This is a genomic window from Stenotrophomonas sp. STEN030 (assembly GCF_056759995.1).
Genome location: NZ_JBRREB010000001.1, coordinates 129033 through 154639 on the forward strand (window position 1 = coordinate 129033; position 25607 = coordinate 154639).

Genomic DNA, 25607 nt, shown 5'->3' on the forward strand with positions numbered 1-25607 from the left:
AAAAGAGCAACATCAACAGCGCCCCCTTCCGCCCTTCGGGCACCCTCGCCTTCGCGGGGGCAGGCCCTTTGATCCCCCGCATGCGTGGGAAGGCAAGTCAGCACATAACGCGTCGGAGCCCATGATCAGCCCCCTCCCTTTGCCGCAGGCAAGGGGAGGATTGGGGAGGGGTGCCTTTCGCATCGGATTGCGGTCACACCCACGTGCAACCCATCCAACAACTCCTTGAACCCCATCACTGATTGACCCTCGCCTTCACCCGCGCGCGGAACAGCTACGGTAGAACCACACACGCAGGGGGTTCCAAGCTTGGGGGTCCTACCGATGATGCACCGTCATACCGCCGTGCTGCTGTCTGCCGTCATCACCAGTGCCGTAGTTGTTCCCGCACTTGCCCAAACCACGATCAAGGCACCTGTCGCCGACACCGAACAGGTGCTGGACATGCAATTGAAGATGGAGGAGGCACGCATGCTGCCCTTGCGGGCAATGTATGTGCGCTACTTCCAGCAGGGCTATCGACGCTACCCAAGTATTCCGCGCGGAACCCTGGAATCCCTGGCCTATGTACAAAGCCGCTGGTCGCCACTGCAGCCCGACGCGCACGACCAGAATGATGCACACCTGCGCATGCCGCCGTCCTGGGGCGTGATGGGCCTGTACGCCGGTGGCGGCTTCGAGGATCAGGTTGGCGAAGCGGCAAAGCTGCTTGGCGTATCCACCAATGCTGTGCGTACCGACGCAGCCATCAATATTCTTGCTGCCGCCGCACTGCTGGATGCGCAGATCCGCCAGGACCATCCCAACGTCAGTGCTTCCGGCGCACCCGAGCCCGAGGCGATACGCCCTGCCCTGATGCGCTATGCAGGCTACTCAGCACGCACCGCGAATGTAGCCGCACGCAGTGCCGTCGATGACTACGCACGTACCAGCTTTGCCTACGACGTGCTGCTGGCGCAGGACCGAGGCGTCAATGATCGTGGCATCGTCGTGCCCGAACGCGCGATCGCGTGGGAGCAGGCCTTTGATGCGCCGCAGCTGGTCACGCTGCGGGCGCCGATGGTGCGCCTTGATGTAAGCAGAGATCGGGTTGAAACCGATGCGTTCCGGATCGACCCGCTCAGCGAGACATTGCAGACGCGCAGCAACGGCACTGGCACAAACGCAGTCGGCCTATCGCTTGATGCCAGCATCCAGAGCACCGACTATGGCCCGGCCATCTGGAGTGCCGCGTCATCCTCCAACTACTCCGCCTCGCGCTCCGCAGCGGTCAGTGCGGTAACGATTCACACCACCCAGGGCAGCTATGCCGGCACCATCTCCTGGTTCAAGAACGCCTCCGCCCAAGTCAGCGCGCACTACGTGATCCGCTCCTCCGACGGTCAGGTAACGCAGATGGTGCGCAACGCCCATACCGCGTGGCACGTGGGCAGCCAGAACAGCTACACCCTGGGCATCGAGCACGAGGGCTTTGTAGACAACAGCTCCTGGTACACCAATGCGATGTATGACGCCTCAGCGGCGCTGGTACGCAATTTCTGCGCCACGTACAGCGCGATCAGCTGTGCCAGCGCCTACAGCGGTGCATCCAGCAGCGGCATCAACGTGCTGCCCGCCAGCGTCAAGATAAAAGGCCACCAGCATTACAGTGGCCAGACGCACACCGACCCGGGCATCAACTGGAACTGGTCGAAGTACTACGGTTTGCTGAATCCTGGCACGGGTGGCGGTACCGGCACGATCACCTATCTGGATCGCTTCGAGAGCAGCGTTGGTCATTTCGATACCAGCCCCAGTTACTCGGGCAGCACCACCGGCATCAGCACCGCCTCGACGGCTACACGTGATTGCGCCACGCAGAAGAATGGGAGCTGCTCGTTGCGGGTACTGCTGAAGGACAATACCGCCAGCACGGCGGACTGGGCTGTGCGGCTGCTGTCGGGCAGCGGGGTTCCGGCCAGCAATACCGCATTGACGCGCGCCAATGGTGTTGTCGGGTTCTGGGTATGGAGCGGTGGTACCGGAACCACGGTTGGCATTGGCATCGACGACAGTGATGGCACCGAGCGCTCAACCAGCAAGGCCATTGCGGCCAACACATGGACGTATGTGTCATGGGCCTTGAGTGATGCGACGCAGTGGAATGCGTGGGTGGATGGCAATGGCACGATCACTGGCAGCAGCGTCAAGCTGGATGCGATCTGGCTGTATCACGCCAGTACCGCGTACGAGCTGAATGTGTATATCGATGATGTGCAGATAAAGAACTGATCTGCACGGGTAGCAGTTGGCGTTGTGCCAATGGCGCCCCCTGTGGAGCGCAATCATGCTGCGCTGGAGCCTTGCTGGTAAAGCCCCTGCCGAGCATGGCTCGGCACTACATGACGCCGCTCGGCTAGCTTTTGGCTTTTGGCCTATTGCCCTTGCTATTGCTTTAGCCCTTCTCCCGCTTGCGGGAGAAGGTGCCCCGTAGGGGCGGATGAGGGGCGCTTTTGGTCTTGCCGGTAAGACCCTTGCCGAGCATGGCTCGGCACTACATGGCTTTACTTGCGGGCGGTGAAGATCGGGGTCAGGTAGTCGGTACTGCCATCGATCCGCTCCAGCGTCGGGTAACGCAGGCCGCCGTGGTAGTCGATGCTCAGCGTGCGGTACACGTCCACTTCCTTCACCAATAGACGCACTGGCTGTTTGCTGTCCTTGGCGGCACGCACAGCTTCCTCAAGCTCGTCGGCGCTGTACTGCAGATCGTTCACTGCCAGCACCTGCATGCCGGTGCCCACACCCGCGTTGAACGCGGCACTGTCCCAGCGCACTTCGTTGACGTAGCCGGCTGGGCTCAAGGAAACGCCCAGCGAGTAGATGAAGTTGGCACCGCGGCCCTTCATCATCGACTTGAAGTAAGCACTTGGCTTGTCCTTGTAGACCAGCTTCCAGCCAGCCGCTTCAATGCCGCCGACCAGGCCGGTTTTGCGCTCGAGACGATCACGCAGGAACTGCGACCAGTCACCAGTCGGCTGCACCTGCTCCAGGGTCGCCGCGACGTCGTCGTAGGTATAGGTATCCGGACGTTCCCACTGACCGTCGTTCTGCCCGAAGAAAGCCTTGGCGAAATCATCCAGGCTGCGCTTGCCACCACTGAGCTGGCGCAGGCGCACGTCGGCTTCCAGCCACAGCATCTGCCCGCCCTGGTAATAGTCCTCGCTCATCTGGTAACCGCGATACGGCTTGGGCTTGCGGCGCGCGATCACCGGATCGTTGGTGGTATCGCCCAGCGAACGCCACTCCAAGCCAGGGCGATTGTCCGCATAAGTAGCCGCAACCATCGCCAGCGCATCACGCGAAGCGTCCAGCGGACGGATGCCAGCGCGCGCGGTCAGTACATTGCCCCAGTACTGGGTCTGCCCTTCGTAGACCCACAGCAGACTGCCCTGCATCGGCACGTTGTAGTTCAGGGTGGCCAGGTCAGCCGGGCGACGGTACTTGCCGTCCCAGGAATGGGTGTACTCATGGCCGAGCAGATCGCTGCTGCCGACCTTGGCGTCCCAACCGCTGAAGTAATCGCGGTCTTCGCTGTTCTCGCTGGAGCGCTGGTGCTCAAGGCCGATGCCGCCAAGCTGGTTGGTCACGGCGAGCAGGAAATCGTAGTGGTCGTAATGCTCGGCGCCGAACAGCTTGCGTGCCTGCGTCACCAGCGCGCGGTGTTGTTCGATGTGCTCGGGCTTGGCTTCAAGATCCTTTGCCCGGTCGGCAAACACGTTCAAGCGCACCGGGCGGGTACCGGCCGGGGCCAGATCGAACATGCGGTGGTAACGGCCGGCGAATACAGGCGAGTCGACCAGGATTTCCAGATTGGTCGGCGCGTAGTTGACGGTATCGCCATTGCGGCTGGCCACCGTCAACGCGCTGGCCGCATCCCAGCCTTGCGGATAACGCGCACTGGCCTGGTAAGTAATGGCATGCGCGGCGTGACCGGCCGGGTACAGCAGCATCGCGTTCCACTGCAGGTTGAGCATGTTCGGCGTCATCACCGTGCGGCCCTGCGCCGAATCGGTGGGACTGAGGAACTGGAAGTCCATGCGCAGCTCATTGACGCCTTCGGGCACCTGCACGTTGAAGGTGTAAACGTCGAGCGGATCGCGTACCCATTCCAGGCGCTGGCCATTGGCGTTGATTACCAATCCGGCCAGCTTTTCGATCTGGCCACTGGGCGAATGGCTGCCCGGCAACCAGGCCGGGTAATGGAAGCGCTGCAGGCCCGGCTGCACCGGCACCGTCTGCCGCACTTTGAACACGCGCTGGCCAAGATCGGTGGCGTCGACTTCGAGGCGGATGGTGCCCGGATACGCGGCCTCGCTGATCTTTACCCCGCGTGCGTCCACGTCAGCCACCGCCGGCGCCGCATTGGCCAAACCCATGGCGGCCATCAGGGCCAACCCCAATACTGCAGGACGGAACACATGCATCACCAACCTCTCGCTTGTCTGAGAGGGCCATGATGCGGCAAGCCTGCGCTGCATGACACGGGCCGATGGTCATCTGCAGGGGTTTGTGGGTTTTGTTGATTTTGTAGGAGCGGCGTAAGCCGCGAAGCCACGAATGCCCACGGGGATGGCATTCGTGGCGATTGCAGTTGGCCGGGTTGGATTTGGCTGTCTGCTGCTTCGGTTGGTTCAGTGGCTTCGCGGCTTACGCCGCTCCCACAGCTCAGCCATCAGGTCCTTACGAATATCTCTACACGCCGATTCAGCTGCCTACCGCCCGGATTGTCCTTGCCATTGACCTCATTCGGCGCAACCGGCTGCGATTCACCGTAGCCATGTGCGGCCGCATCAGTCGCACTACCACGCTGGCGCAACGCGGCCAGCACGGCCTGTGCGCGACGCTCGGACAGATCCTGGTTGTAGTCGTCACTGCCCTTGGCATCGGTATGACCACGGATTTCCATAGCGCTGGATGGCACTTTACCCAGCGCCGTCGCCAGCACATCCAACACCTTGCCGGCATCAGGACGGATCACGTCCTTGTCGAAATCGAACAGCACCTTGTCGTTGAGGGTGATGACGTAGCCACACGGTGCACCCGCTGGCTTGAACTTGTCCAGCAGCGGAAATTTCCCGGCTGGCGGCAACGGCGGCAGCGGTGCCATCTTCACTTCACGCGGGACCGCGCCGATGGTGCCGGTGCCGTTGCCGCGATTTTCAACGATGCCTTCAGGACCACCGATCCACTTGCCAGAGCCATCGGCATTGATCTCGATGTTGCCATCGCTGCCAACCCAGCTGCCCGAGCCATCGCCGTGGTTCTCGATGCTGCCGAAGCCACCCACCCAGCTGCCGGCACCCTTGCCATCCAGCTCGATATTGCCATGCGCGCCCACATAGGTGCCGGAGCCATCGGCATTCACCTCGAAGGTGCCTGCCTCGTTGACCACGCTACCGCTGCCGTCCGGCTTCACCTCCACCACGCCATCTCCAGTCACCGCCTGGCCACTGCCATCGGCACCGATGTTGAACACGCCGTGCCCACCGACACGTTCCAGGTTGCCCTGCGCATCGACGTTGGTGAAGCCGCTTTCATTGACCAGTCCACCATCGGTGGCGCAGTTGGCCGGGCGCACACTGATGCCGGCGACCGGATCGATCAGCGATTGCATCGACAGCTCAAGGCGCTTCTGCGCCGGGCCGCTGCCGATGATACTGGGCACCATGATGGTCGGTATCACCGGGAACTCGACGCTGCCTGCAGTCAGCACTTCCGTGCTGGACGATGCCGGCGCTACGGCCGCCGCAGGCGCAGCCTCCGGTGCTGCAGCAGTTTGATCGGCAGGTGCATCGCGCCCGCAGGCGGCGACAAGAACGCTGAGACAAGCCAGTGACACAGCAGCAACACGCATGCAGCAACTCCGTTTGTGCGAGAGCAGGCATTGTTGCCAAGGCGCCGTTCAATTTCCGTGACCAGCGCATCAGCGGCGGTGCCTCGATCAGGATTCATCCAGCGCGGCGAACGATGCCGCAAGGTGATCGATGAACAAACGCACCGACGGCAATAGGCCGCGTCTGGAAGGAAACACCGCATGGATGATTTCCTTCGGCGGCGCCCAGTCCGGGGCGACATTAACCAACTGCCCTGCCTCCAGCGCATCGCGCACGATCATCGTCGGCAACTGCGCCACGCCAACGCCGGCCAATGCCGCGGCACGCAACGCCACCATGCCGCGGGTTATCAAACGCGGATGATGCGGTACTTCGGCGATCGCGCCATCCGGGCCGATCAAGCGCCAGACATGCTCACCCTGCGGCACACCCAAGGCGACGCTGGGCAATAGATGCAGATCCGCCGGGCCATGCGAATGGCCATGCGTTTCGAGCAAAGAGGGGGCCGCCACCAGGCATTGGGTGCGCTCGGCCAAAACCTTCAACACCAGTTCGCTGTCTTCCAACGGCGGCGGACGCACGCGGATGGCCACATCGACACCTTCAGCGATGACATCGACGCGGCGGTTGGTGGCATCCAGGTGCACTTCCACATCCGGGCAGTGCGCCATGAACTCGGCCACCATCGCCGCCACCCGGAAATCCAGCAGCATGGTCGGGCAGCTCACCCGCACCACACCGCGCGGCTGCGAGCGGGTCAGCTCGATGGATTCGGCCGCGGCCTCGGCCTCCACCAGCATCGCCCGGCAATGCGCGTAGAAGGTCTGGCCAACCTCGGTGACCGAGAAGTGGCGGGTGGAACGCTGGATCAGGCGCACGCCCAACCGTTCCTCCAGCAGGGCGATACGCCGGCTCAGCTTGGACTTGGGCTCGCCCAGCGCGCGCCCGGCCGGGGCAAAGCCGCCGTGCTCGACCACCTTGGCAAAGTAGTACAGGTCGTTCAGGTCCTGCATTGTGGCTCCAGCGTTCACCAAATAGGACTATCAGACCACTTTTTGCCATCTACCGGCGTGATCGTCCCAAATCTAATCTTTGCTCCAACGCCGACGCCCCCCGCGCCGCCCAAGGAGCAGACAGATGAAGAAGATCAGTGGCCTGTACAGCGCGCCCCGCCCGCATTGGGTCGGTGATGGCTTCCCGGTCCGTTCGTTGTTTTCGTACAACACCCACGGCCGCCAGCTCAGCCCGTTCCTGCTGCTGGACCACGCCGGCCCGGCCGAGTTCAGCCCCACCACCAGCCCGCGCGGCGTTGGCCAGCATCCGCACCGTGGTTTCGAGACCGTCACCATCGTCTATGAAGGCGAAGTGGCGCACCGCGATTCCACCGGCGCCGGTGGCGAGATCGGCCCGGGTGACGTGCAGTGGATGACCGCTGCCTCCGGCATCCTGCACGAGGAGTTCCACTCCGAAGCCTTCACCCAGCGCGGTGGCAAGCTGGAGATGGTGCAGCTGTGGGTCAACCTGCCGGCCAAGGACAAGATGTCGGCACCGGGCTACCAGAACATCAGCAACGCCGACATTCCGGTGGTGCCGCTGGCCGATGACGCCGGCAAGGTGCGGGTGATTGCCGGTGAATTCGGCGGCCAGCGTGGCCCGGCCCGTACGCATACGCCGATGGACGTGTGGGACCTGCGCCTGTCGCGTGACAAGCACACCACGCTGCAGTTCGCCGAAGGCCACACCGTGGCGATGGTGGTCATGCACGGCACTGTGTTGCTCAACGGCAGCCAGCTTGCCCGCGAAGGCCAGCTGGTGCTGTTCGACCGTGCTGCCGGTGAGGTGGAACTGGAGGCCAATGCCGACGCCACCGTGCTGGTACTGGCCGGTGAGCCGATCGATGAGCCCATCGCTGGTTATGGCCCGTTCGTGATGAACACGCAGGAAGAAATCCGTCAGGCGATGGATGACTTCAACTCCGGCCGCTTCGGCCAGATCGCAGCGTAATGCTCAAGCCCCTCTCCCGTCTGCGGGAGAGGGGTTGGGGTGAGGGCGAACGGAGTCAGTACCAAGCAAACAACAGCGTAGTCCCCGATGACAGGGCCCATCCCGGTCATCTCTTCCCCGCACCGCTGCTCTGCGCACGCTGCGATGTCATCCAGACCAAGAGAGTCTCGCCATGTATACCTTCCCTCAAGTTGCCAACTTCAACGGCGCAAAACCCGTCATCGATCCGAACAACGTCGCAATGCTGTTGATCGATCACCAGAGCGGCCTGTTCCAGACCGTGCACGACATGCCATTCACCACCTTGCGGCGATTGGCCTCGACGTTGGCCAAACTTGCTTCGCTGGCGAAGATCCCGGTGATCACCACCGCCTCCGTACCGCAGGGTCCGAATGGCCCGCTGATTCCGGAGATCCACCAGAACGCACCACACGCGAAGTACGTAGCTCGCAAGGGTGAAATCAATGCCTGGGACAACCCCGATTTCGTGCAGGCAGTGAAGGACACCGGCAAGAAGCAGCTGATCATCGCCGGCACCATCACCAGCGTGTGCATGGCGTTCCCGTCGATTGCAGCGGTGGCTGATGGATACCAGGTGTTCGCGGTGATTGATGCCTCCGGCACTTACTCCAAGCAGGCACAGGAAATCACCCTGGCGCGGATGATGCAGGCCGGTGTCGTCGTCATCGACGTGGCCGCGGTCGCCTCTGAACTGCAGAAGACCTGGAACCGCGAAGACGCCGCCGAATGGGCGCAGGCGTACACCAACATCTTCCCCAACTACCAGTTGCTGATCGAGAGCTACAGCAAGGCGCAGGAAGTGGTGACCAACCACGAACAGCTGGATTCACAGCGCAGCTGAGCCACATCGCGAGCTGGCTCCGTTACAGCCGCAAGGCGGAGCCAGCATCGCAATTGAACGTGCAACAGCCCATATCGCCGGGAGTTCCCGTGTCCGAGCTATTCATCAATGTTGTGCTCTACGCCAAGCAGGGCCGCGAGCAACAGCTGTACGACGCACTGAAGGTCGTCGTCGATGCATCGCGCAAGGAACAAGGCGCGCTGCGCTATGACCTGTATCGCGACCAGGCAGACCCACGCCGCTTCATCTTCGTCGAGCACTGGGCCAGCCATGAGCTGCGCGAAAAGCACCATCACCACGGCCCGCACATCAAGTACTTCGAAACGCACCACGCCGACGCCGTCGAGCGCACGGAAGCGGCGTACTTCATGGACCTCGTCAAGTAAGCCCCCCGTTTACCCCGCCGCGATATGCGGCGCGATGCCCAAGCGCGTGCTGCGCCTTCAGCACCCCAGAAAGGAACCTCGCCATGACCAGTGAAACCAAGCGTGACCCCAAACGTGACGACCTGCTGACCCCGGAAAACTCGGCACTGATCGTCATCGACTACCAGCCGGTGCAGGTGAACTCCATCGCCTCGATGGATCGCCAGCTGCTGGTCAACAACATCGTCGGCGTGGCCAAGGCCGGCAAGGTCTACGGCCTGCCGATCGTGCACTCCACAGTCAACGTAAAGACCGGCCTGAACCACCCTCCGATCCCGCAGCTGCGCCGCGTGCTGAAGGATGAGCCCACCTACGATCGCACCACCATCAACTCCTGGGAGGACGTGGAGTTCCGCAAGGCCGTGGAAACCACCGGCCGCAAGAAGCTGATCATGACCGCACTGTGGACCGAGGCCTGCCTCACCTTCCCAGCACTGGACGCACTGCGCGAAGGCTATGAGGTGTATGTCCCGGTGGACGCCGTGGGCGGCACCTCGCTGGCCGCGCACGATGCGGCATTGCGCCGCATCGAGCAGGCCGGCGGCAAGCTGATCAGCGTGCCGCAGCTGTTCTGCGAACTGCAGCGCGACTGGAACCGCGCCGACACCGCCAAGCAGTTCATGGAATTGTTCATCAGCACCGGCGGTACCGCTGGCATCCAGTTCTCCTACGACGCTGCCGAGTAAGCAGATAGCCCCCTTCCTCTCCGGCAAACGGAGGGGGAGGAGGCACGTGGCTGCGTCCAGGCCATCAGCAGGCATCGCGCCGGTTGTGACCTCCTGCATGAATACGCAGGCACTATCCAAAGGTCCAGTTCCACCCATCACCGCTGCCGCGCTACCGTCGCCCGGTTGTTTCCCCACGGTATCCGCCCCATGCAGCCCACAACCCAAGACACCGCCTCGGCGCGCTTCGCGATCCGCTGTGCGAATTTCGCCGAACGCTGGTTCCCCGATTCCTGGGTGTTCGCCGCCCTCGCCCTGGCCGCAGTCTCGCTGGCCGCACTGTCCATTGGCGCCGCGCCTACCGACACCGCCAAGGCCTTCGGCGACGGCTTCTGGAGCCTGATCCCCTTCACCATGCAGATGGCCTTCGTGGTGATCGGCGGTTATGTGGTGGCGTCTTCCGGCCCGGCCTCGCGCTTGATCGACCGGCTGGCGCGCGTGCCTAAGAACGGCCGCAGTGCGGTCGCACTGGTCGCCATCGTGTCGATGACCGCATCGTTGTTGAACTGGGGCCTGAGCCTGGTGTTCGCCGGCCTGCTGGTACGCGCATTGGCACGCCGCAGTGAATTGAAGATGGATTACCGCGCTGCTGGCGCGGCAGCGTATCTCGGCCTGGGCGCGGTATGGGCCTTGGGCCTGTCCTCATCGGCCGCACAGTTGCAGGCCAACCCGGCCAGCCTGCCGCCCTCGATCCTGTCGATCACCGGCGTTATTCCGTTCACCGAAACCATCTTCCTGTGGCAGTCCGGCGTATTGCTGGCCGCGTTGGTGGTGGTATCGCTGATCATTTCCTACGTCACCGCACCGGCCGCCAATTCCGCGCGCGATGCCGCTGATTGCGGCGTGGATGTCATGAGCGATGCGGCACCGGTCAAAACCAAGCCGACCCGCCCCGGGGAATGGCTGGAACACAGCCCGCTGCTGATCCTGCTGCTGGTTGCGCTGGCCGCTGGCTGGTTGATCCACGAATTCAGCACCAAACCGGCGATCCAGGCCATCTCCGGCTTGAACACCTACAACCTGCTGTTCCTGATGGCCGGTGCGTTGCTGCATTGGCGCCCGCGCAGTTTCCTCGATGCGGTCTCACGCGCCGTGCCCTCGACCACCGGCGTGCTGATCCAGTTCCCGCTGTACGGCTCCATCGCCGCCATCATGACCACGGTCAACGGCAGTGAAGGCCATAGCGTGGCCCACATCATCTCCACCTTCTTCACCCAGATCGCCAGCCACGATACCTACGCGCTGCTGATGGGCAGCTACTCGGCGGTGCTCGGCTTCTTCATTCCGTCCGGCGGCGGCAAGTGGATCATCGAAGCGCCCTACGTGATGCAGGTAGCCAACGACCTGCACTACCACCTCGGCTGGTCGGTGCAGATCTACAACGCCGCCGAAGCCCTGCCCAACCTGATCAACCCGTTCTACATGCTGCCGCTGCTCGGCGTACTCGGCCTGAAGGCCCGCGACCTGATCGGCTTCACCTTCGTGCAGCTGCTGGTGCACACCCCGCTGGTGCTGCTGCTGTTGTGGGCACTGGGTGCGACGCTGGCGTATACACCGCCCGTAATGCCCTGATCGATTGCTGCAACGATTTAAATAAGAACGCCACGCAATGCGTGGCGTTCTTATTTCTGCACCCTGTAGTGCCGAGCCATGCTCGGCAGGAGCTTTCCAAGCAATCAAAGCGACAACCGCACAGGCGCTTCAACAATGTAACCACAGCGCCGAAGTCAGCTGAATATCACCTTGGTGCCATCAACCTTCAATGTGCCCGCCTTCTTCAGACCCACGATCAGCGCATCAATCTCCTGAGTATTGATCTGATTTTGAAAATTGGACGCGATGTGTTTCTTCAGCGCCGCCAGAGTTCCAGGCTTACCACTTGTCATTTTTGCCAACAGCGCCTTCATTCGAGCGAGCTTTTCTGCCGCTGTCATCGCCTTCGCCTGTACAGCCTTCTTGGCCACGGCAACCGCAGGCTTCTTGGCGGGCGGTTGGGCCTTTTCAACTACAACCGTCACTTTCTTCGCATTCGCTTTTTCAGCGGCCTTTGACGCAGACACCACAGGCTTGTCGGCGAGTACGGGCTTGAACAGCGGCATATCACCAACCGCTGCCGATCGGCAGGCAAGAATCTTCTTCGTCTTCAGATGCTGTACCAGAGGATCGAATCCGGTGTCCTTGGAGATGATGTGGAAGAACCCACGTGGGTCGACTTTCGCCAACTGTCCGATATGGAAGGCGATATGGAAATCCAAGGCATTGGAACCATTGCCAGATATCCGCACATAGTCGGCGCGCTCGCGCATGACCTGCATCTGGATTGCCAGTTCTGACGACAGTTTGGTCTGCGCGGCACCAACGAATACCCAGAGACGGACGTCCTCTCGATCAAGCAGATTCAGATCGGTCGGCTGGACGTTCTCGTGATCGACCAACACGTAGTTGATGCGCCGGTTCTCCAACGGCACCGCCATCGCAACAGCTTCTATTTGCATTCCCTGCAATTCCCAATGCCGCCCCGTTTCGAATCTTCGCCCAGCATTGTCCGTTTGCCAAACCGCATCCTTGAACTGAACACATTCAGCCCATCGTTCCCAACGCAGTTTCAGCAAAACGGCAAATGACCTCCAGCCCATTGCATCCCCAGCTGCAACTGCCACGATTCCCTCACCACCACCCTTCTGGAACCGGCCATGCTGTCAGCTGCACTACGCGTGTTTGTTGTGGGAATGCTCTGCGTTGCCGGCAACGCCGCAGCGGCGCCACCGGACGCGGCCACCCTGCAAGCCATCGAGGCGACCGCATACGACTATATGGACGGCCAGCTGGAAGGCGATGTCGCACGGGTGACGCGGGCACTGCATCCGGATCTGGCCAAGCGCAATCTCGTTGCCAATCCGAATGAAACCCTGGGCCTGGGCCGGATGAGCTCGGATGAGTTGATCCGCTTCACCCGCCAGGGCGCGCTGAAGACGCCGCGCGAGCAGTGGCAGCGGACGGTGACGGTGCTGCAGGTGGATGAGGACATTGCCACGGTGCGGCTGGAGAGCCCTTGGTTCATTGATCACCTGCAGATGGGCCGGTTTGATGGGCGCTGGGTGATCGTCAATGCGTTGTGGCATCGGAAGGTGCGGGGTGGTTGAGTTGGGTGGTTTGGCCTTTGGGTCTACGTGCTAGGAGCTTTCCCCCACCCCAACCCCTCCCCCGTGAACGGGAGAGGGGCTCTACTTCGGCGAGTGTTTTTTTAACGGACACTGAACAGAGCTGGCAAACCCCGTTATCGTATGCGGCTTCCAACCGCCGCCGCGCCAGCCATGAGCCAGACCGAAGTCGTGCATTCCACTTCCGAACACGGTGCCTGCGAAAACTGCCGCACGCCGTTGCAGGGCCATTACTGCCATGGCTGCGGGCAGTCGGCGCATAACCCGCTGAAGAATTTCGGGCATGCGGTCGAAGAGGTGTTCGAATCGTTCTGGCATCTGGATGGGCGCATTTTCCGCACCCTGCGCGATCTGCTGGTGCCGGGCCGGATCGCCGTCAACTTCCTCAAGGGTCAGCGCGTCGGCTATGTGCAGCCGCTGCGGCTGTTCGTGATCCTTACGCTGTTCACCTTCTTCGTCGGCAAGCTGACCCTGCACAGCGATGACTTCGGCACCGGCAGCAACGCCGATCCGGCCTTCGCCAAGGCGCAGACCGTGGCCGAGGTGGAAGCCGTGCGCGCCACCCAGGTGGCGCAGATCGAACAACAGCAGAAGACAAATCCTGCGGCCGCGCCAGCGCTTGCCATTGCCATGGCAGCGATCAACACCTCAGCTGCGCAACGCAGCGCGGAACTCGAAGCAAACGCGCAGCCATCCGCACGCAGCGCTACCGACTCGGCGCTGGCGCGTTCTGACGAGGCTGCCGAGCGTGTCAGTGCGGAGAAAAAAGCAGTCTTCATCAATGTGCCGATCAACGGCAAACCCTGGGACCCGGAAACCAATCCCGTCGTGCTGGCTGGCTGGCCGAAGTTCGTCAGCAACTGGCTCAATCGTCGGCTAGCCAACGGCCAAGCCAACGTCGAACGCATGGGTAGCAAGACCGATCTGTATGTGCAGGCCATCCTGACTTCACTGCCCGGTGCGCTGTTCTTCCTGATGCCGATCTTCGCGCTGGTGTTGCGCGTGGCTTACATCATGCGACGGCCGATGGGTTACCTCGAACACCTTGTGGTGGCGCTATACAGCCACTGCTGGCTGATGCTGGTGCTGTTGACCACCTTCCTCATCGCCGGTATCAGCGGTGCAATCGGCAATGCGGTGGTCAGCTCGATTTGTGCCTGGCTGTATGTGCTGTTGTGGCTTGCTGTGCCGGTATATCTATTCTGGATGCAGCAGCGCGTGTATGGCGGCAACCCGATCCTGACCCTGCTGCGCTACAGCTTCATCGGTTTCATCTATTTCTTCCTGGTCACCTTCGTGGTGATGTACGCGGTGCTGGCCGGCGTGTCGGCTTGAACCCGGCCTAGGCCTGCGTTGCCTGCATCCAGCCCTTGCGTGCAGCGGCTGGAAGGAAGCTCCAGGCAACAAAGCGACTCTGCTTGTTGCCCTGTGACATCGCCACTTCACGCACCTCGGCCACACCGGCCTTGGTCAGTTGTTTGTGGATGTCGGCCAGGTGCTCGCTCTTGGCCACCAACGAGCTGAACCACAGCACCTGATTCTGGATATCCACGCTCTCGCGGATCATCCGCCGCAGGAATGAGGCCTCACCACCGGTGCACCACAGCTCGTTGGCCTGGCCACCGAAGTTCAGCGTAGGGGCCTTGCGGCTGCCTGCCTGCGCGCCACCGAGATTGCGCAGCTTGCGCTGACTGCCCTGCGCGGCCTCCTTGGCCGACGCATGGAACGGCGGATTGCACAGGGTCAGGTGGAAGCGCTCATCGGCCTGCAGCAGGCCAGCGAACAGATTGCCACGCGCATGCTGCTGACGCAGTTCGATGAGATGACCGAGGCCATTGGCCTGCACATTGGCATTGGCGGCCTGCAGCGCATCCGCATCGATATCGCTGCCAAGGAAACGCCAGCCGTACTCGGCCTGGCCCAGCAACGGATAGATGCAGTTGGCGCCAACACCGATATCTAGCGCGCGCACGTTCGGGCCGCGTGGAATCACGCCGTCGTTGTCTGCAGCCAGCAGATCGGCCAGACCATGCAGGTAGTCCACCCGGCCCGGCACTGGCGGGCACAGATAACCGTCCGGGATATCCCAATGCTGGATGCCGTAGTCGCTGGCGAGCAGCGCGCGGTTGAGTTCGCGCACGGCAGCCGGGTTGCTGAAGTCGATGCTGTCAGTGCCGGCCGGGGTGCGGACCAGGTGCGCGCGCAAAGCGGGATTCGCCGCAACCAGGCGCACCAGGTCATAACGGCCTTGATGGCGGTTGCGGGGATGCAGCAGCGGCTGTGCCGGTGTGGCAGCGGGCTTGGCGCGCGGACGTTGATACGAAGAAGTCATGTGCTTATTGGATGCCAAGAGCAACAAACCGGAGGCTTTGGTTGTTTGTGGGAGCGGCGTCAGCCGCGAAGCGCGTACATCATCAGATGGCACACGCTGCCTGCGCTTCAACAACCTCGGCTTCGCGGCTTACGCCGCTCCCACAAGGTGGGATGCGGGCACCGCCAGCTGCAACAGCCTTCTACAGCTCCAAACCATGCACGTTCTGCAGCAGCTGCGCGCCGTGCTCACCCACGCGCAGCGCGAGCGTCGCGGCAATCGCCGCATACGCATCACGCAGCACTTCGGCTTCGTTCTGGCTGGCGTCGATGACCTGCTTGTTGGGCAGCTCCAGCTGCTGGAAGATCAGCCGGCAACGCTCAAGGTTCTGCGCGGTCTCGAAGTGGTTGGGCTTGTCGCCACGGGCGCGGATGCGCTCCAGGCCCTGCTCCGGCTGCAGGTCCAGCAACAGCAGCAGGTTCGGGCGCGGCGCGAAATCGTTGGCCTGCAGCATCTCGTCCAGCGGCAGGCCGGCGGCGCCCTGATAGGCCACCATCGACGGGAAGTAGCGGTCGAGGATGACGACCTCGCCACGGGCCAGGGCCGGGACGATGACCTCTTCCACGTGCTGGCGACGGTCGTGCAGCAGGTATTCCACCTCCTGCTCCGGGCTCAGCCGGCCGGTGGCGGCGGTAGCGCGCAGGCGGGTGCCCCAGGGGCCGTTGGTCGGTTCCTTGCCCAGTACCACCTGTGCCCCTGCAGCGCGCAGGTGCTGGGCCAAGGTGTGGGCGAGCGTGGTCTTGCCAGCGCCATCAATGCCTTCGATGGCAATGAGCAGGCCGCCGGGAATCTGTTGGTTATCCATGGGCGCTACTTTAATCGGAACCGGCCGATATCGCGCGGCTTGACGCCGCTGCCGCCATGCCGGGAACAGTCGGTTATCAGCGCGTGGGCGCGATACAGCCGTGGATCGCGCAGTACTCAGCCGCCCGCTTCTGCTCGTCCTCGGTCAGCTCCGGCGGTGGCCGGGCTACGGCGGACTGGATCTGGTCGGGGCCGCCGGTCAGCTTGTTCAGCCCCTGCGCGGCCTTCATCAAGCCGTAGCCGATGCCCATCATCAGGTACCCACCGCTCATACCGACCTGTTCGGGCGTGGGGGGTTCGCTCCAGTTCTTGCTGAAGCGGTTGGGCGCGGCCTGGACCGGGTTCTTGAAGCGGTACAGGTCCAGCGGCTCGTCATCCTCGGGCTTGATGGCGCGTACTTCGCCCAGGGTGGTGACGTTGCCTTGTGCCGGCACTTCAACAGCATCGCTTGGCTCGGACTGCGCGTTGGCGGCAGGTTCTGGTTCGGCAACTACGGCACCGGGAGGCGCGGCAGGCGCGGCAGGCGCGCTTGCCGGCACGGCTTGCTGCGCCTGTGCCATCCCCGCCAGCATCATGCCGGCCAACAATGTGCTCCATTTTGCCGGTAATGCCACAGCCATCCACCCTGCCTGTTGCGTGTCGACGTCAGCATACGCAGGCGCTGCTTCAGTTTTTGTTGGAACCGCGCTGCTCGTTCAGCATGTCGTAATGCCAATGGGTCTCACGGCGTGAGACACCGTTATGCTTCCATGACACTCTTTGATCGGCAGTTGTGTGCATGGCGTTTTCCCTCGCTCCCCGCACCGAAGCCAGCGAACGGGCGCTGGCAACCACCGATGGCCTGCCATCGCGTGACGGCTCGCTGCTCGGCCAGCGCCTGGCCCGGCGCTACAAGGACCGGGTCACTGGCAGCTTCACCATCCCCGGCCGCGAAGGCAGCTATGCGCCGATTCCCGATGATGTGCCCGAGGCGCTGAAAGCCGCATTGAAGGCGCGCGGTATCGAGCAGCTGTACTCGCATCAGGCCGAGGCCTGGGACGCCACCCAGCGCGGTGAGCACGTTGCCATCGTCACCCCCACCGCCTCTGGCAAGTCGCTGTGCTACACGCTGCCGGTGGTAAGTGCGGCGATGCAGGGCAATGCCAAGGCGCTGTACCTGTTCCCGACCAAGGCGCTGGCGCAGGACCAGGTCGCCGAGCTGCTGGAGCTCAACCGGGCGGGTGATCTCGGCGTCAAGGCGTTCACCTTCGACGGTGATACGCCCGGCGATGCACGGCAGGCGATCCGCCTGCACGGCGACATCGTGGTCAGCAACCCGGACATGCTGCATCAGGCGATCCTGCCGCATCACACCAAGTGGGCGCAGTTCTTCGAGAACCTGCGCTATGTAGTGATCGACGAGATCCACACCTATCGCGGTGTGTTCGGCAGCCATGTCACCAATGTGATCCGCCGGCTCAAGCGCATCTGCGCGTTCTATGGCGTGCAACCGCAGTTCATCCTGTGCTCGGCCACCATCGGCAACCCGCATGCGCACGCCGAGGCGCTGGTGGAAGAGAAGGTGCATGCGATCACCGAGTCCGGCGCGCCCACCGGGCCCAAGCACGTGCTGCTGTGGAACCCGCCGGTGATCAATCCGGATCTGGGCCTGCGCGCCTCGGCGCGTTCGCAGGCCAACCGCATCGCACGCATCGCGATCAAGAGCGGCTTGAAGACACTGGTATTCGCACAGACACGCTTGATGGTGGAAGTGCTGACCAAGTATCTGAAAGACATCTTCGACAACGACCCGCGCAAGCCGGCACGCATCCGCGCCTACCGCGGCGGTTACCTGCCGACCGAGCGCCGCGAGGTGGAACGGGCGATGCGCGCTGGCAATATCGACGGCATCGTCAGCACCTCGGCGCTGGAGCTGGGTGTGGATATCGGCGCGCTCGACGTGGTCATCCTCAACGGCTACCCCGGCAGCGTTGCGGCGACGTGGCAGCGCTTCGGCCGTGCCGGTCGCCGCCAACAGGCCGCGCTGGGCGTGATGGTGGCCAGCAGCCAGCCGCTGGATCAGTACGTGGTGCGGCATCCGGATTTCTTTGCCAACGCCACGCCCGAGCACGCACGCATTTCGCCCGACCAGCCGCTGATCCTGTTCGACCACATCCGCTGCGCCGCCTTCGAGCTGCCCTTCCTGGCCGGTGAACCGTTCGGGCCGATCGATCCGCTGGTGTTCCTGCAGGCGCTGGCCGAGACCGAAGTGGTGCACCAGGAAGGCGACCGCTGGGAGTGGATCGCCGACAGCTATCCCGCCAATGCGGTAAGCCTGCGCGCGGTGGCCGATGGCAACTTCGTGGTGGTGGACCGCAGCGACGGCAAGCAGCAGATCATCGCCGAGGTGGATTATTCCGCCGCCGCGCTGACCCTGTACGAAGGCGCCATCCACATGGTGCAGAGCACGCCATATCAAGTGGAGCGTTTGGATTGGGACGGTCGCAAGGCCTATGTCACCCGCACGCATGTGGATTACTACACCGACAGCATCGACTACACCAAGCTGAAGGTGCTGGACCGCTTTGACGGCGACGGTGCCGGCCGCGGTGACTCGCACCACGGCGAAGTGCATGTGGTTCGCCGCGTGGCCGGCTACAAGAAAATCCGTTACTACACGCACGAGAACATCGGCTACGGCCCGGTCAACCTGCCCGATCAGGAGCTGCACACCACCTCGGTGTGGTGGCAGCTGCCGCAGGCCACGCTGCTGCGCAGCTTCGCGCAGAAGCAGGATGCGCTGGATGGCTTCCTCGGCGCCGCCTATGCGCTGCACATCGTCGCCACCGTCGCGGTGATGGCCGATGCACGCGATCTGCAGAAAGCCGTGGGCAATGGTGACGGCGCCTGGTTTGCGGTGGCCGACCAGACCGGCCGTGGCCAGCTGCGCGGCAATGAAGCCGGCGAAGCCACGGTGGAACTGATGCAAAGTTTCGTGCCCACGGTGTACCTGTACGACAACTTCCCCGGCGGTGTGGGCCTGAGCGAACCGCTGTGGCAGCGCCAGGGCGAGCTGGTGCAGCGTGCCTTGGAACTGGTGGAGCGTTGCGACTGCAATGCCGGCTGCCCGGCCTGCGTTGGCCCGGTATTGGCTGCACAGGAAGAAGAGAAAGGGCCAACACCACGCTCATTGGCGCTGACCGTGTTGTCGCTGCTTTCGGCCGAGCGTTGCGATCAAGTGCCAACCATCGTCGTCGACGAGGCACTCGACCTGCTGCCATGAGCATCAGCCTGGACAAACTGAAAGCCCTGCGCAAGCAGGCGGGGCTGGCGACGGCGCCGCCTGCAGGGCCCGCAGCGCCCATGCCTGTTGTGGGAGCGGCGTCAGCCGCGAAGCCACCAATGGAGAACGCTGCAGCAGTGTCTGTTCCGCTGGAAGCATCTGGTTCTTCTCCGGCTTCGGATGCAGCACCGGCTTCGCGGCTGACGCCGCTCCCACAAGAGCAGGGGCAGCAGTCTTCCGTATTCGGCTGGGTCGATCAGATCAAGCACAAACCTGCAGTCCCGCAGGACGGCGCAGCGTTACGACGTTTGTTGGCCACACGTAATCGCGCCATCGCACCGACACAGCCAGTCGAACGCGGTCCGGTTGATCGCGATCTACCCGGCACCGAGATCGCACCCGGCCTGCACCTGATCGAAACCTTCATCCCGCAGGCGATTCCAACGCAGCCGCTGTCACTTGCTTTCAGCAAGCGCCCTGAGGAAAGCGTCGCGCCACAGGACCTACTGTTCTTCGACACAGAAACCACCGGTCTGGCTGGCGGCACCGGAACCCGCGCCTTCATGATCGGCGCCGCCGATTGGCATCACGATGCAGCGCGCGGTGAAGGCCTGCGCGTGCGCCAGCTGCTGATGTCGACGATGGGCGCGGAGAGCGCGATGCTGGAGTTGTTTGCCAGCTGGCTGTCACCGGCTACGGTGCTGTCCAGCTACAACGGCCGCTGTTATGACGCGCCGTTGTTGAAGACACGTTACCGGCTGGCGCGGCGCGGTGATCCGATCTCCGCATTGGATCATGTTGATCTGCTGTTCCCCACCCGCCGCCGCTATCGCGGTACCTGGGAAAACTGCCGGCTTGCGACCATCGAACGGCAGTTGCTGTTGATAGCACGCGAGGATGACTTGCCGGGTTCGGAAGCGCCTGCAGCGTGGTTGAGCTATCTACGCGGTGGCAGCGCGCGCAATCTGCGCCGTGTTGGTGAACACAATCACCAGGACGTGGTGACTTTGGCGCTGCTGTTCCTGCGGCTGGTACAGGCGGAAGCGGATGAACGGGCGGAATTGGCGCTGGAGGCTGAGGGCTGAGTTTCAGTCGCTCGTCAGATTCTGCTTGAAGAGCTTACCCCTCCCCAGCCCTCCCCTTGGCTGCGCCAAAGGGAGGGAGCAGAGCTTGGCCCCCTCCCTTTCGCCGTAGGCGAAGGGGAGGGCTGGGGAGGGGTGCTTTTGCTGTAGCTCTAAAGCCAAGCTCAGCAAACCCTCCCAAAACATCACCCGCCAAGCGGCCGCGCAGTTCCACTGCTGATCGCTTCACGGATCAGCTGCTCCGCATCACGATTGGCCTTGACACTGACCGCCGCCTGCTGCCGGCCCAACTCAGCCTGCTGCTTGCCCAATTCCCTCTGCTGTGCAGCCAGGCTTTCCATCTCCGCACGCATTGCCGGGTTCTCCATTTCCTCGCGTGCCTGTTCCAGCTTGCGGCGCGCTGCTTCAGATGCACGGCGCTGCGCATCACTGCGTTCACCCGAACTCAGTGCCAGCTCCGCCTGTTCACTCGCCAGTTCACCAATCCGCGCGCCGATCTCGCCCATGCGCTCACCGATCTGCCCCTGACGATCACCCAACGCTCCCTGACGGTCACCCAGGCGGCCCTGCGCATCACCCAGACGCACGCTTTCGGCATACAGCTGCTCAAAGCGCGACAGGGTTGCCGCATCGCGCACCACATAGCGTTTGCCATCACGGCGCACCAGCAGCACCCCCTTGCCATCGTCCAGCTTCTTGGCTTCGCGCAGATCCGCAACGGTGCCATTCATGACGTTGTGGTTGCCCTTGATCAGCACATAGCCATCGTCGTTGTATCTGTTTGAAAGGTGAATCACACCCTGCGTGCGCAGCGGTTCGGCAGGGGCTGGTGGAGCCGCCGGCGGTGCGGGTGGCACCACCAACGCTGGTGGTGCCGGCGGCGCAGGCGGCGCGACTGGTACAGCGGCACCGGCAACCACCGTGCGTGTCACCGAACGTGCAACCGGTGCGGTTGGCGCCACCGGTGCGGCGGGCGCGGCCAGAGGGGCCGGCGGTGCGGGCGGCACAGGCGGTGCCGGCATCGCCACCAGACGCAGCGGTGCCACGCCGATCACGGCGACAGCAGCAATGATCAAGGCCGCACCGACGCGCGGGAAAGATGAAGTGTCCTGCAACATGAGCAATCTCCGCTTGAGGCTTAGGAAGGTCGGCGACGCGCTGGCCAAACCAGCGCCGGGCCTGGGAGCAACGCCCAACTGCAACAGCAGGCGTCCATAGTGTTGGCGGCAGTGCCGGTCACCGGCGACCACCGCGGCATCCACCGCTGCTTCGCGGGCAATGCCGTATTCGCGGGCGGCCAGATGCACCACCGGATGGAAGAAGAACAGGTGCTGAGCCAGTGCAGGCACCAGACCCAGCCACAGGTCATGGCGTTGCAGATGCACCAGCTCGTGGGTCAAAGCCATATCCAGCTGGTCATCGCCCATGCGCTGCAGCCCACGCGCAGGCAGCAGCAACACCGGGCGCCATGGACCGATCAACTGCGGCGAATCGATCGCATTGCTGAGCATCAGCCGTGGTGCGCGTCGCAGGCCGTGTGCTTCAGCAGCCAGCGCGAGCGCTGCGTTGAGCTTGTGATCGTGGCAGGGCTGCGCGACACGAAGCAGGGCGCGACTGGAGCGATACGCCAGCGCGGTGCGCAAGGCCATCACAAGTACACCGGCGGCCCACATCGCCATCAGCACCAGGCTCCATGACCAGCTGCTGTCCGCAGGCAAAGGCTGCATCACGATGATCGGCGCGGCTGTCACAGGTGCCGTTGTCACCGGTGCAGCAGTTGCGACGGCCTGCACCACTATCGGCGCAGCATCGACTGCAGGCAGCAGCGGCAGCTCCAACGGTGACGCCCAGAACAGGCCAACCACAGCCTGCAAGGCCACCAGCCACCACAGCGCGCATTGGGTGCTGGCCGGCAGACGTCGCACGTAGCGGCACAACAGCCACACAAGACCTGCCAACAGCGCGGTCTGCACGCTGGTCGCCAACAGGCGGCTGCCCAACAATTCAAGGGTCATCGACATGGCTCAATCCTCCCGGCGCTGCGACTGCAGCTTGCTGACCAGCGCTTCCAGTTCGGCCAGTTCGTTGTCGCTGACCTCGGCCTTCTCCGACATCCACGCCACGAACGGCGAGATCGAACCCTGCAGGGTCTTTTCGACGAAGCTGCCAACCGCGCCGTTGACCACTTCCTGCTGTTCGGCAGTGGAGCTGTAGCGGTACACGCCCTCGTCCTGCTCGCGCTGCAGATAGCCCTTGGTACGCAGGCGCTCCATCATCGTCAGCACGGTGGAACGAGCCAACCCGCGGGCCTCACCAAAGCGCGCGGCTACCTCGCCGACGCTGGTGGGTTCGTTCTCTCCGATGTACTGCAACAGGGCCAGTTCCTGGTCCCCGATGGTCTTGCGGCGCATGGCCGTCTCCGTGACTACATTTGTCGTCACGTTAGATCTGCCTACACTTGTAGTCAATAGCCCGAATGGCACCCTGACCGCTGCCGGGCTGAATGATTCAGCTCACCGCGCTGTCGATCTGCCAGCGCGCGAACTCGCTTTCAAACTCGGCCAGGCTGAGCAGGCCGAGACAAGCATGGGCGCCGACTGGCAATCCCTCGCCACGGGCAAAGCGGCGCGCCAGCAGCACGGCCGCGAGGGTGGGAATCTCCGGGCCGTGCAGCATTGGCGCGGTCAGATCCCAATGCACGGTGTGCTGCAGGCCGCCGCGTTGGCCACGCAGGGTGATGCGCATGCCGCCCAGATCGGTGCCAAAGCGATCAAACCAGCGTCCGGCGCGGGCAAACACGCCGGCCAGCGCTTCCATTGGTAATGGCAAACCGTGGCGGCGCAGCCAAGCCAGAGTCGCCAGACAACGTGAGAGGAACTTCAACTCCAGCGCCGCGCGAAAGCGTACCGTCGCCACGCCCGGATAGCGCTGCACCAACAACGTGTGGTCGGGCACATCGCAAGGCGAGGCCAATCGCGGACCGATGCGGGCGAAGCGCACCGGCTGCGGCTCGGCCCAGCCGATCACCGTCTGCCAGCGCCCATCCACCCAGCACTCGAACGGCTTGCCGCAGTACGACAGCACCGCGCGCACCGTAGCCATGCCCAGCGGTGTGGCCTGAGCCGGTGCGATCACCATGTCGATGCTGTGCAGTTGATCGAACTGCGGGGCGAGTGCATCCACGACCGCGCCGGACAGCGCCGGCAAGGTGCTGGCGCCGCTGATCGCGCTGCGCTGGGTCTGCTCTGCCAAGGCCTGCAGCTGCTGTGGGAAGTCGGCGACAAAATCGCGGCCATCGGCCAGATCGATGTAGTGCATGCCAGCGCGCAGGCAAGCCTGTGCAACGTCGTAACCCTGGCCCTGGAAGGGACCGGCGGTATGGATGACCAGTGCCGCCTGCGTATTGGCGAGTTGAGCCTCGAAGTCAGCCGCAGCGGTATCCAGCCGGCACAGTTCGATGGTCGCCAGATCCACACCCGGCAGATTGGCTGCCGCCTGCCCGGGATTGCGGCCGGCAGCGATCACCTTGATACCCGGCGTGATGGCCAGTGCACGCACGATGCGCGCGCCGAAATGGCCGTAACCACCCAACACTAGAACACGACAGCTTTCCTGCTGCGACATCGGATCTTCCTGCGTTGATTGCTGGGTGGATTATCAGCGAGGAACGAGCAGCTTTGACCCCTCCCCTTTGGCGCAGCCAAGGGGGAGGTTGGGAGGGGGTGGCTTTGGCTGCTGCTTGTACACGTTGTTCAACGCCCCGGTGAAGAGCACCCCTCCCCAGCCCTCCCCTGCGCGCTGCGCAAGGGAGGGAGCAGATTTGCAGCAGGCGGGCTCTTCATCCAGCTCTTACACCTGCGGCAGCACCCTGCATGCACACCCCCAGTTGGAGTCCGCCATGTATCGGATGCTGGTCATCGCCAGTTTCAGTGCCATCGTCGCCACTGCCTGCAGCACCACCCAAGTCAGTCAGGTGCAGCCCATCGATGGCGTCATCTCCGGCCAATGCCATACCGACATGGTGCGCGGTGCGGTCGGCCTCGCGGCAGCGCCCGGTACCGTAGAACGTGCGCGCGTGGACAGCGACAGCCTGCAGGTGAATGTGGTGCGTGGCAGCGGGGACAACACCAGCAGCGCCACACCACCCAGCAGCGGTGGCGAACGTCTGACCATCGAGGTGGGTCGCACCAACAACATCACCGCGCTGCGCTGCGGCTGAGACGACTGCTGTCGAAACGCGTGTTGAACCGCGCAGCACAGGCGTGGAACGGCCAAGGTCAGTTGCTTACAGCAAAGCCGTGCCACTCACGCTCGCAACAGACACAGCTACGCATGAGTGTCGCGCAATCTGGTGCGACGCAGCGTCAACACTTCCTCACTTGGCGATATGCTTGGGCTGACCCTCAATAGCTTGGAGTTCCGATGCAATTCCCGTCGACGCCGCGCGCCCTGCGCCGCCCCGCCGCCCTGATTGCCACCGCTGCACTGATGCTGGCCCTGAGCGCCTGCACAAAGCCGGCCCCGGAAGAACAGGATGAGGCACTGAACCAATCCCAGCAGGCCGCTGAAGCCGCCGCTGCGCCCGCTGAAGCAACGCCGCCGCCGGGCGCCTGCGATGCCAGCCAGGTGCAGGGTCTGGTCGGCCAGACCTATACCGATGCCATGCAGGCCCAGGCCAAGGAAGATGCCGGTGCCAGCGATGTACGCGTGCTCAAGCCCAACCAGCCGGTCACGATGGAGTTCATCGGTGAGCGCCTGAACATCGAACTTGATGAAAAGGGCACGATCAGCGGCGTCCGCTGCGGCTGAATTGGCATCGCCAAAGCCTTGCTGGGCAAGGCTTTGGTTGCGCTCGCAACGATGTATTGCGGCGTTGCAACAACTGTGATTTAGTCGAGCCATCCGGTGACCTCAAGGTGCGCTCCAGGTAGAGCACGTTGCGTCCATTGGATGGGCGCGAGGGCGCTTGGGTCGGGCGTATACGCCGCAACGGCGTACGTCGGGTCTTACCCCAACGGCACGACGCGATCCATCTGAT

21 protein-coding genes and 1 pseudogene are annotated in these 25607 nt (G+C 63.3%); 12 read left to right on the forward strand and 10 right to left on the reverse strand.

Annotated elements, in window-relative coordinates; translation table 11 throughout:
- Positions 1 to 324 precede the first annotated feature (324 nt).
- Positions 325 to 2271 carry an N-acetylmuramoyl-L-alanine amidase gene (locus ACVOLR_RS00565; RefSeq protein ID WP_481534712.1) on the forward strand — a complete coding sequence of 649 codons (1947 nt, stop codon included), beginning with the start codon at positions 325 to 327 and terminating at the stop codon, positions 2269 to 2271.
- A gap of 272 nt (positions 2272 to 2543) precedes the next feature.
- On the opposite strand, the gene ACVOLR_RS00570 is transcribed toward ACVOLR_RS00565, so the two are convergent.
- From ACVOLR_RS00570 to ACVOLR_RS00580, 3 genes are all read right to left on the reverse strand, one after another.
- Positions 2544 to 4424 (reverse strand): M61 family metallopeptidase, encoded by a 1881-nt coding sequence (locus tag ACVOLR_RS00570; RefSeq protein ID WP_481534739.1) that lies wholly within the window; start codon positions 4422 to 4424, stop codon positions 2544 to 2546.
- Between the two features lie 287 nt (positions 4425 to 4711).
- Positions 4712 to 5893: an OmpA family protein gene (locus ACVOLR_RS00575; protein WP_481534713.1), complete on the reverse strand. Its 1182-nt coding sequence runs from the start codon at positions 5891 to 5893 to the stop codon at positions 4712 to 4714.
- Positions 5894 to 5980: 87 nt separating this feature from the next.
- A complete protein-coding gene (locus ACVOLR_RS00580) occupies positions 5981 to 6886 on the reverse strand; it encodes a LysR family transcriptional regulator (RefSeq protein ID WP_481534714.1) in 906 nt (301 codons plus the stop codon).
- A 124-nt stretch (positions 6887 to 7010) separates the two neighbouring features.
- On the opposite strand from ACVOLR_RS00580, the gene ACVOLR_RS00585 reads away from it, so the two are divergent.
- From ACVOLR_RS00585 to ACVOLR_RS00605, 5 genes are all read left to right on the forward strand, one after another.
- Entirely contained in the window at positions 7011 to 7877 is an 867-nt protein-coding gene (locus tag ACVOLR_RS00585; protein WP_481531031.1) for a pirin family protein, read from the forward strand.
- A 172-nt stretch (positions 7878 to 8049) separates the two neighbouring features.
- Positions 8050 to 8739 carry an isochorismatase family protein gene (locus tag ACVOLR_RS00590; protein ID WP_481534715.1) on the forward strand — a complete coding sequence of 230 codons (690 nt, stop codon included), beginning with the start codon at positions 8050 to 8052 and terminating at the stop codon, positions 8737 to 8739.
- Positions 8740 to 8828: 89 nt separating this feature from the next.
- Positions 8829 to 9125 carry a putative quinol monooxygenase gene (locus ACVOLR_RS00595; RefSeq protein WP_481534716.1) on the forward strand — a complete coding sequence of 99 codons (297 nt, stop codon included), beginning with the start codon at positions 8829 to 8831 and terminating at the stop codon, positions 9123 to 9125.
- Positions 9126 to 9208: 83 nt separating this feature from the next.
- Positions 9209 to 9850 carry a hydrolase gene (locus ACVOLR_RS00600; RefSeq protein WP_481534717.1) on the forward strand — a complete coding sequence of 214 codons (642 nt, stop codon included), beginning with the start codon at positions 9209 to 9211 and terminating at the stop codon, positions 9848 to 9850.
- A gap of 189 nt (positions 9851 to 10039) precedes the next feature.
- Entirely contained in the window at positions 10040 to 11461 is a 1422-nt protein-coding gene (locus ACVOLR_RS00605; protein ID WP_481534718.1) for a short-chain fatty acid transporter, read from the forward strand.
- A gap of 155 nt (positions 11462 to 11616) precedes the next feature.
- Here the strand turns inward: ACVOLR_RS00605 and ACVOLR_RS00610 are convergent, their stop codons facing one another.
- Positions 11617 to 12549 carry a PIN domain-containing protein gene (locus tag ACVOLR_RS00610; RefSeq protein WP_481534719.1) on the reverse strand — a complete coding sequence of 311 codons (933 nt, stop codon included), beginning with the start codon at positions 12547 to 12549 and terminating at the stop codon, positions 11617 to 11619.
- 33 nt (positions 12550 to 12582) lie between these two features.
- On the opposite strand from ACVOLR_RS00610, the gene ACVOLR_RS00615 reads away from it, so the two are divergent.
- Positions 12583 to 13032 carry a nuclear transport factor 2 family protein gene (locus ACVOLR_RS00615; RefSeq protein ID WP_481534720.1) on the forward strand — a complete coding sequence of 150 codons (450 nt, stop codon included), beginning with the start codon at positions 12583 to 12585 and terminating at the stop codon, positions 13030 to 13032.
- A 171-nt stretch (positions 13033 to 13203) separates the two neighbouring features.
- Positions 13204 to 14385 carry a DUF3667 domain-containing protein gene (locus tag ACVOLR_RS00620; protein ID WP_481534721.1) on the forward strand — a complete coding sequence of 394 codons (1182 nt, stop codon included), beginning with the start codon at positions 13204 to 13206 and terminating at the stop codon, positions 14383 to 14385.
- Between the two features lie 7 nt (positions 14386 to 14392).
- On the opposite strand, the gene rlmF is transcribed toward ACVOLR_RS00620, so the two are convergent.
- The 3 genes from rlmF to ACVOLR_RS00635 form a co-directional block, all read right to left on the reverse strand.
- The gene (gene rlmF, locus ACVOLR_RS00625; RefSeq protein WP_481534722.1) at positions 14393 to 15382 is read right to left on the reverse strand and encodes a 23S rRNA (adenine(1618)-N(6))-methyltransferase RlmF; all 990 of its coding nucleotides are present in this window, start codon (positions 15380 to 15382) and stop codon (positions 14393 to 14395) included.
- 181 nt (positions 15383 to 15563) lie between these two features.
- Positions 15564 to 16226 carry a dTMP kinase gene (gene tmk, locus ACVOLR_RS00630; protein ID WP_481534723.1) on the reverse strand — a complete coding sequence of 221 codons (663 nt, stop codon included), beginning with the start codon at positions 16224 to 16226 and terminating at the stop codon, positions 15564 to 15566.
- 76 nt (positions 16227 to 16302) lie between these two features.
- Positions 16303 to 16845, reverse strand: coding sequence for a hypothetical protein (locus ACVOLR_RS00635; RefSeq protein ID WP_481534724.1), 543 nt, complete (start codon positions 16843 to 16845; stop codon positions 16303 to 16305).
- 158 nt (positions 16846 to 17003) lie between these two features.
- Here ACVOLR_RS00635 and ACVOLR_RS00640 point away from each other — a divergent pair, with 158 nt between their 5' ends.
- On the forward strand, positions 17004 to 19487 hold the full coding sequence (locus tag ACVOLR_RS00640) for a DEAD/DEAH box helicase (protein ID WP_481534725.1): 2484 nt from the start codon (positions 17004 to 17006) through the stop codon (positions 19485 to 19487).
- Positions 19433 to 20572 (forward strand): annotated as a pseudogene (locus ACVOLR_RS00645) (ribonuclease H-like domain-containing protein); the annotation flags it as partial. The gene ACVOLR_RS00640 and the pseudogene ACVOLR_RS00645, both read left to right, overlap by 55 nt.
- A gap of 182 nt (positions 20573 to 20754) precedes the next feature.
- On the opposite strand, the gene ACVOLR_RS00650 reads toward ACVOLR_RS00645, so the two are convergent.
- From ACVOLR_RS00650 to ACVOLR_RS00660, 3 genes are all read right to left on the reverse strand, one after another.
- Positions 20755 to 22590 carry a M56 family metallopeptidase gene (locus tag ACVOLR_RS00650; RefSeq protein ID WP_481534726.1) on the reverse strand — a complete coding sequence of 612 codons (1836 nt, stop codon included), beginning with the start codon at positions 22588 to 22590 and terminating at the stop codon, positions 20755 to 20757.
- Between the two features lie 3 nt (positions 22591 to 22593).
- Positions 22594 to 22980, reverse strand: coding sequence for a BlaI/MecI/CopY family transcriptional regulator (locus ACVOLR_RS00655; protein ID WP_481534727.1), 387 nt, complete (start codon positions 22978 to 22980; stop codon positions 22594 to 22596).
- Between the two features lie 97 nt (positions 22981 to 23077).
- On the reverse strand, positions 23078 to 24193 hold the full coding sequence (locus ACVOLR_RS00660) for a saccharopine dehydrogenase family protein (protein WP_481534728.1): 1116 nt from the start codon (positions 24191 to 24193) through the stop codon (positions 23078 to 23080).
- 274 nt (positions 24194 to 24467) lie between these two features.
- Between ACVOLR_RS00660 and ACVOLR_RS00665 the strand changes: the two genes are divergently transcribed.
- Together ACVOLR_RS00665 and ACVOLR_RS00670 are read left to right on the forward strand one after the other, a co-directional pair.
- On the forward strand, positions 24468 to 24788 hold the full coding sequence (locus tag ACVOLR_RS00665; protein WP_481534729.1) for a hypothetical protein: 321 nt from the start codon (positions 24468 to 24470) through the stop codon (positions 24786 to 24788).
- 203 nt (positions 24789 to 24991) lie between these two features.
- Entirely contained in the window at positions 24992 to 25378 is a 387-nt protein-coding gene (locus ACVOLR_RS00670) for an I78 family peptidase inhibitor (RefSeq protein WP_481534730.1), read from the forward strand.
- The last annotated feature ends 229 nt before the right edge of the window (positions 25379 to 25607 follow it).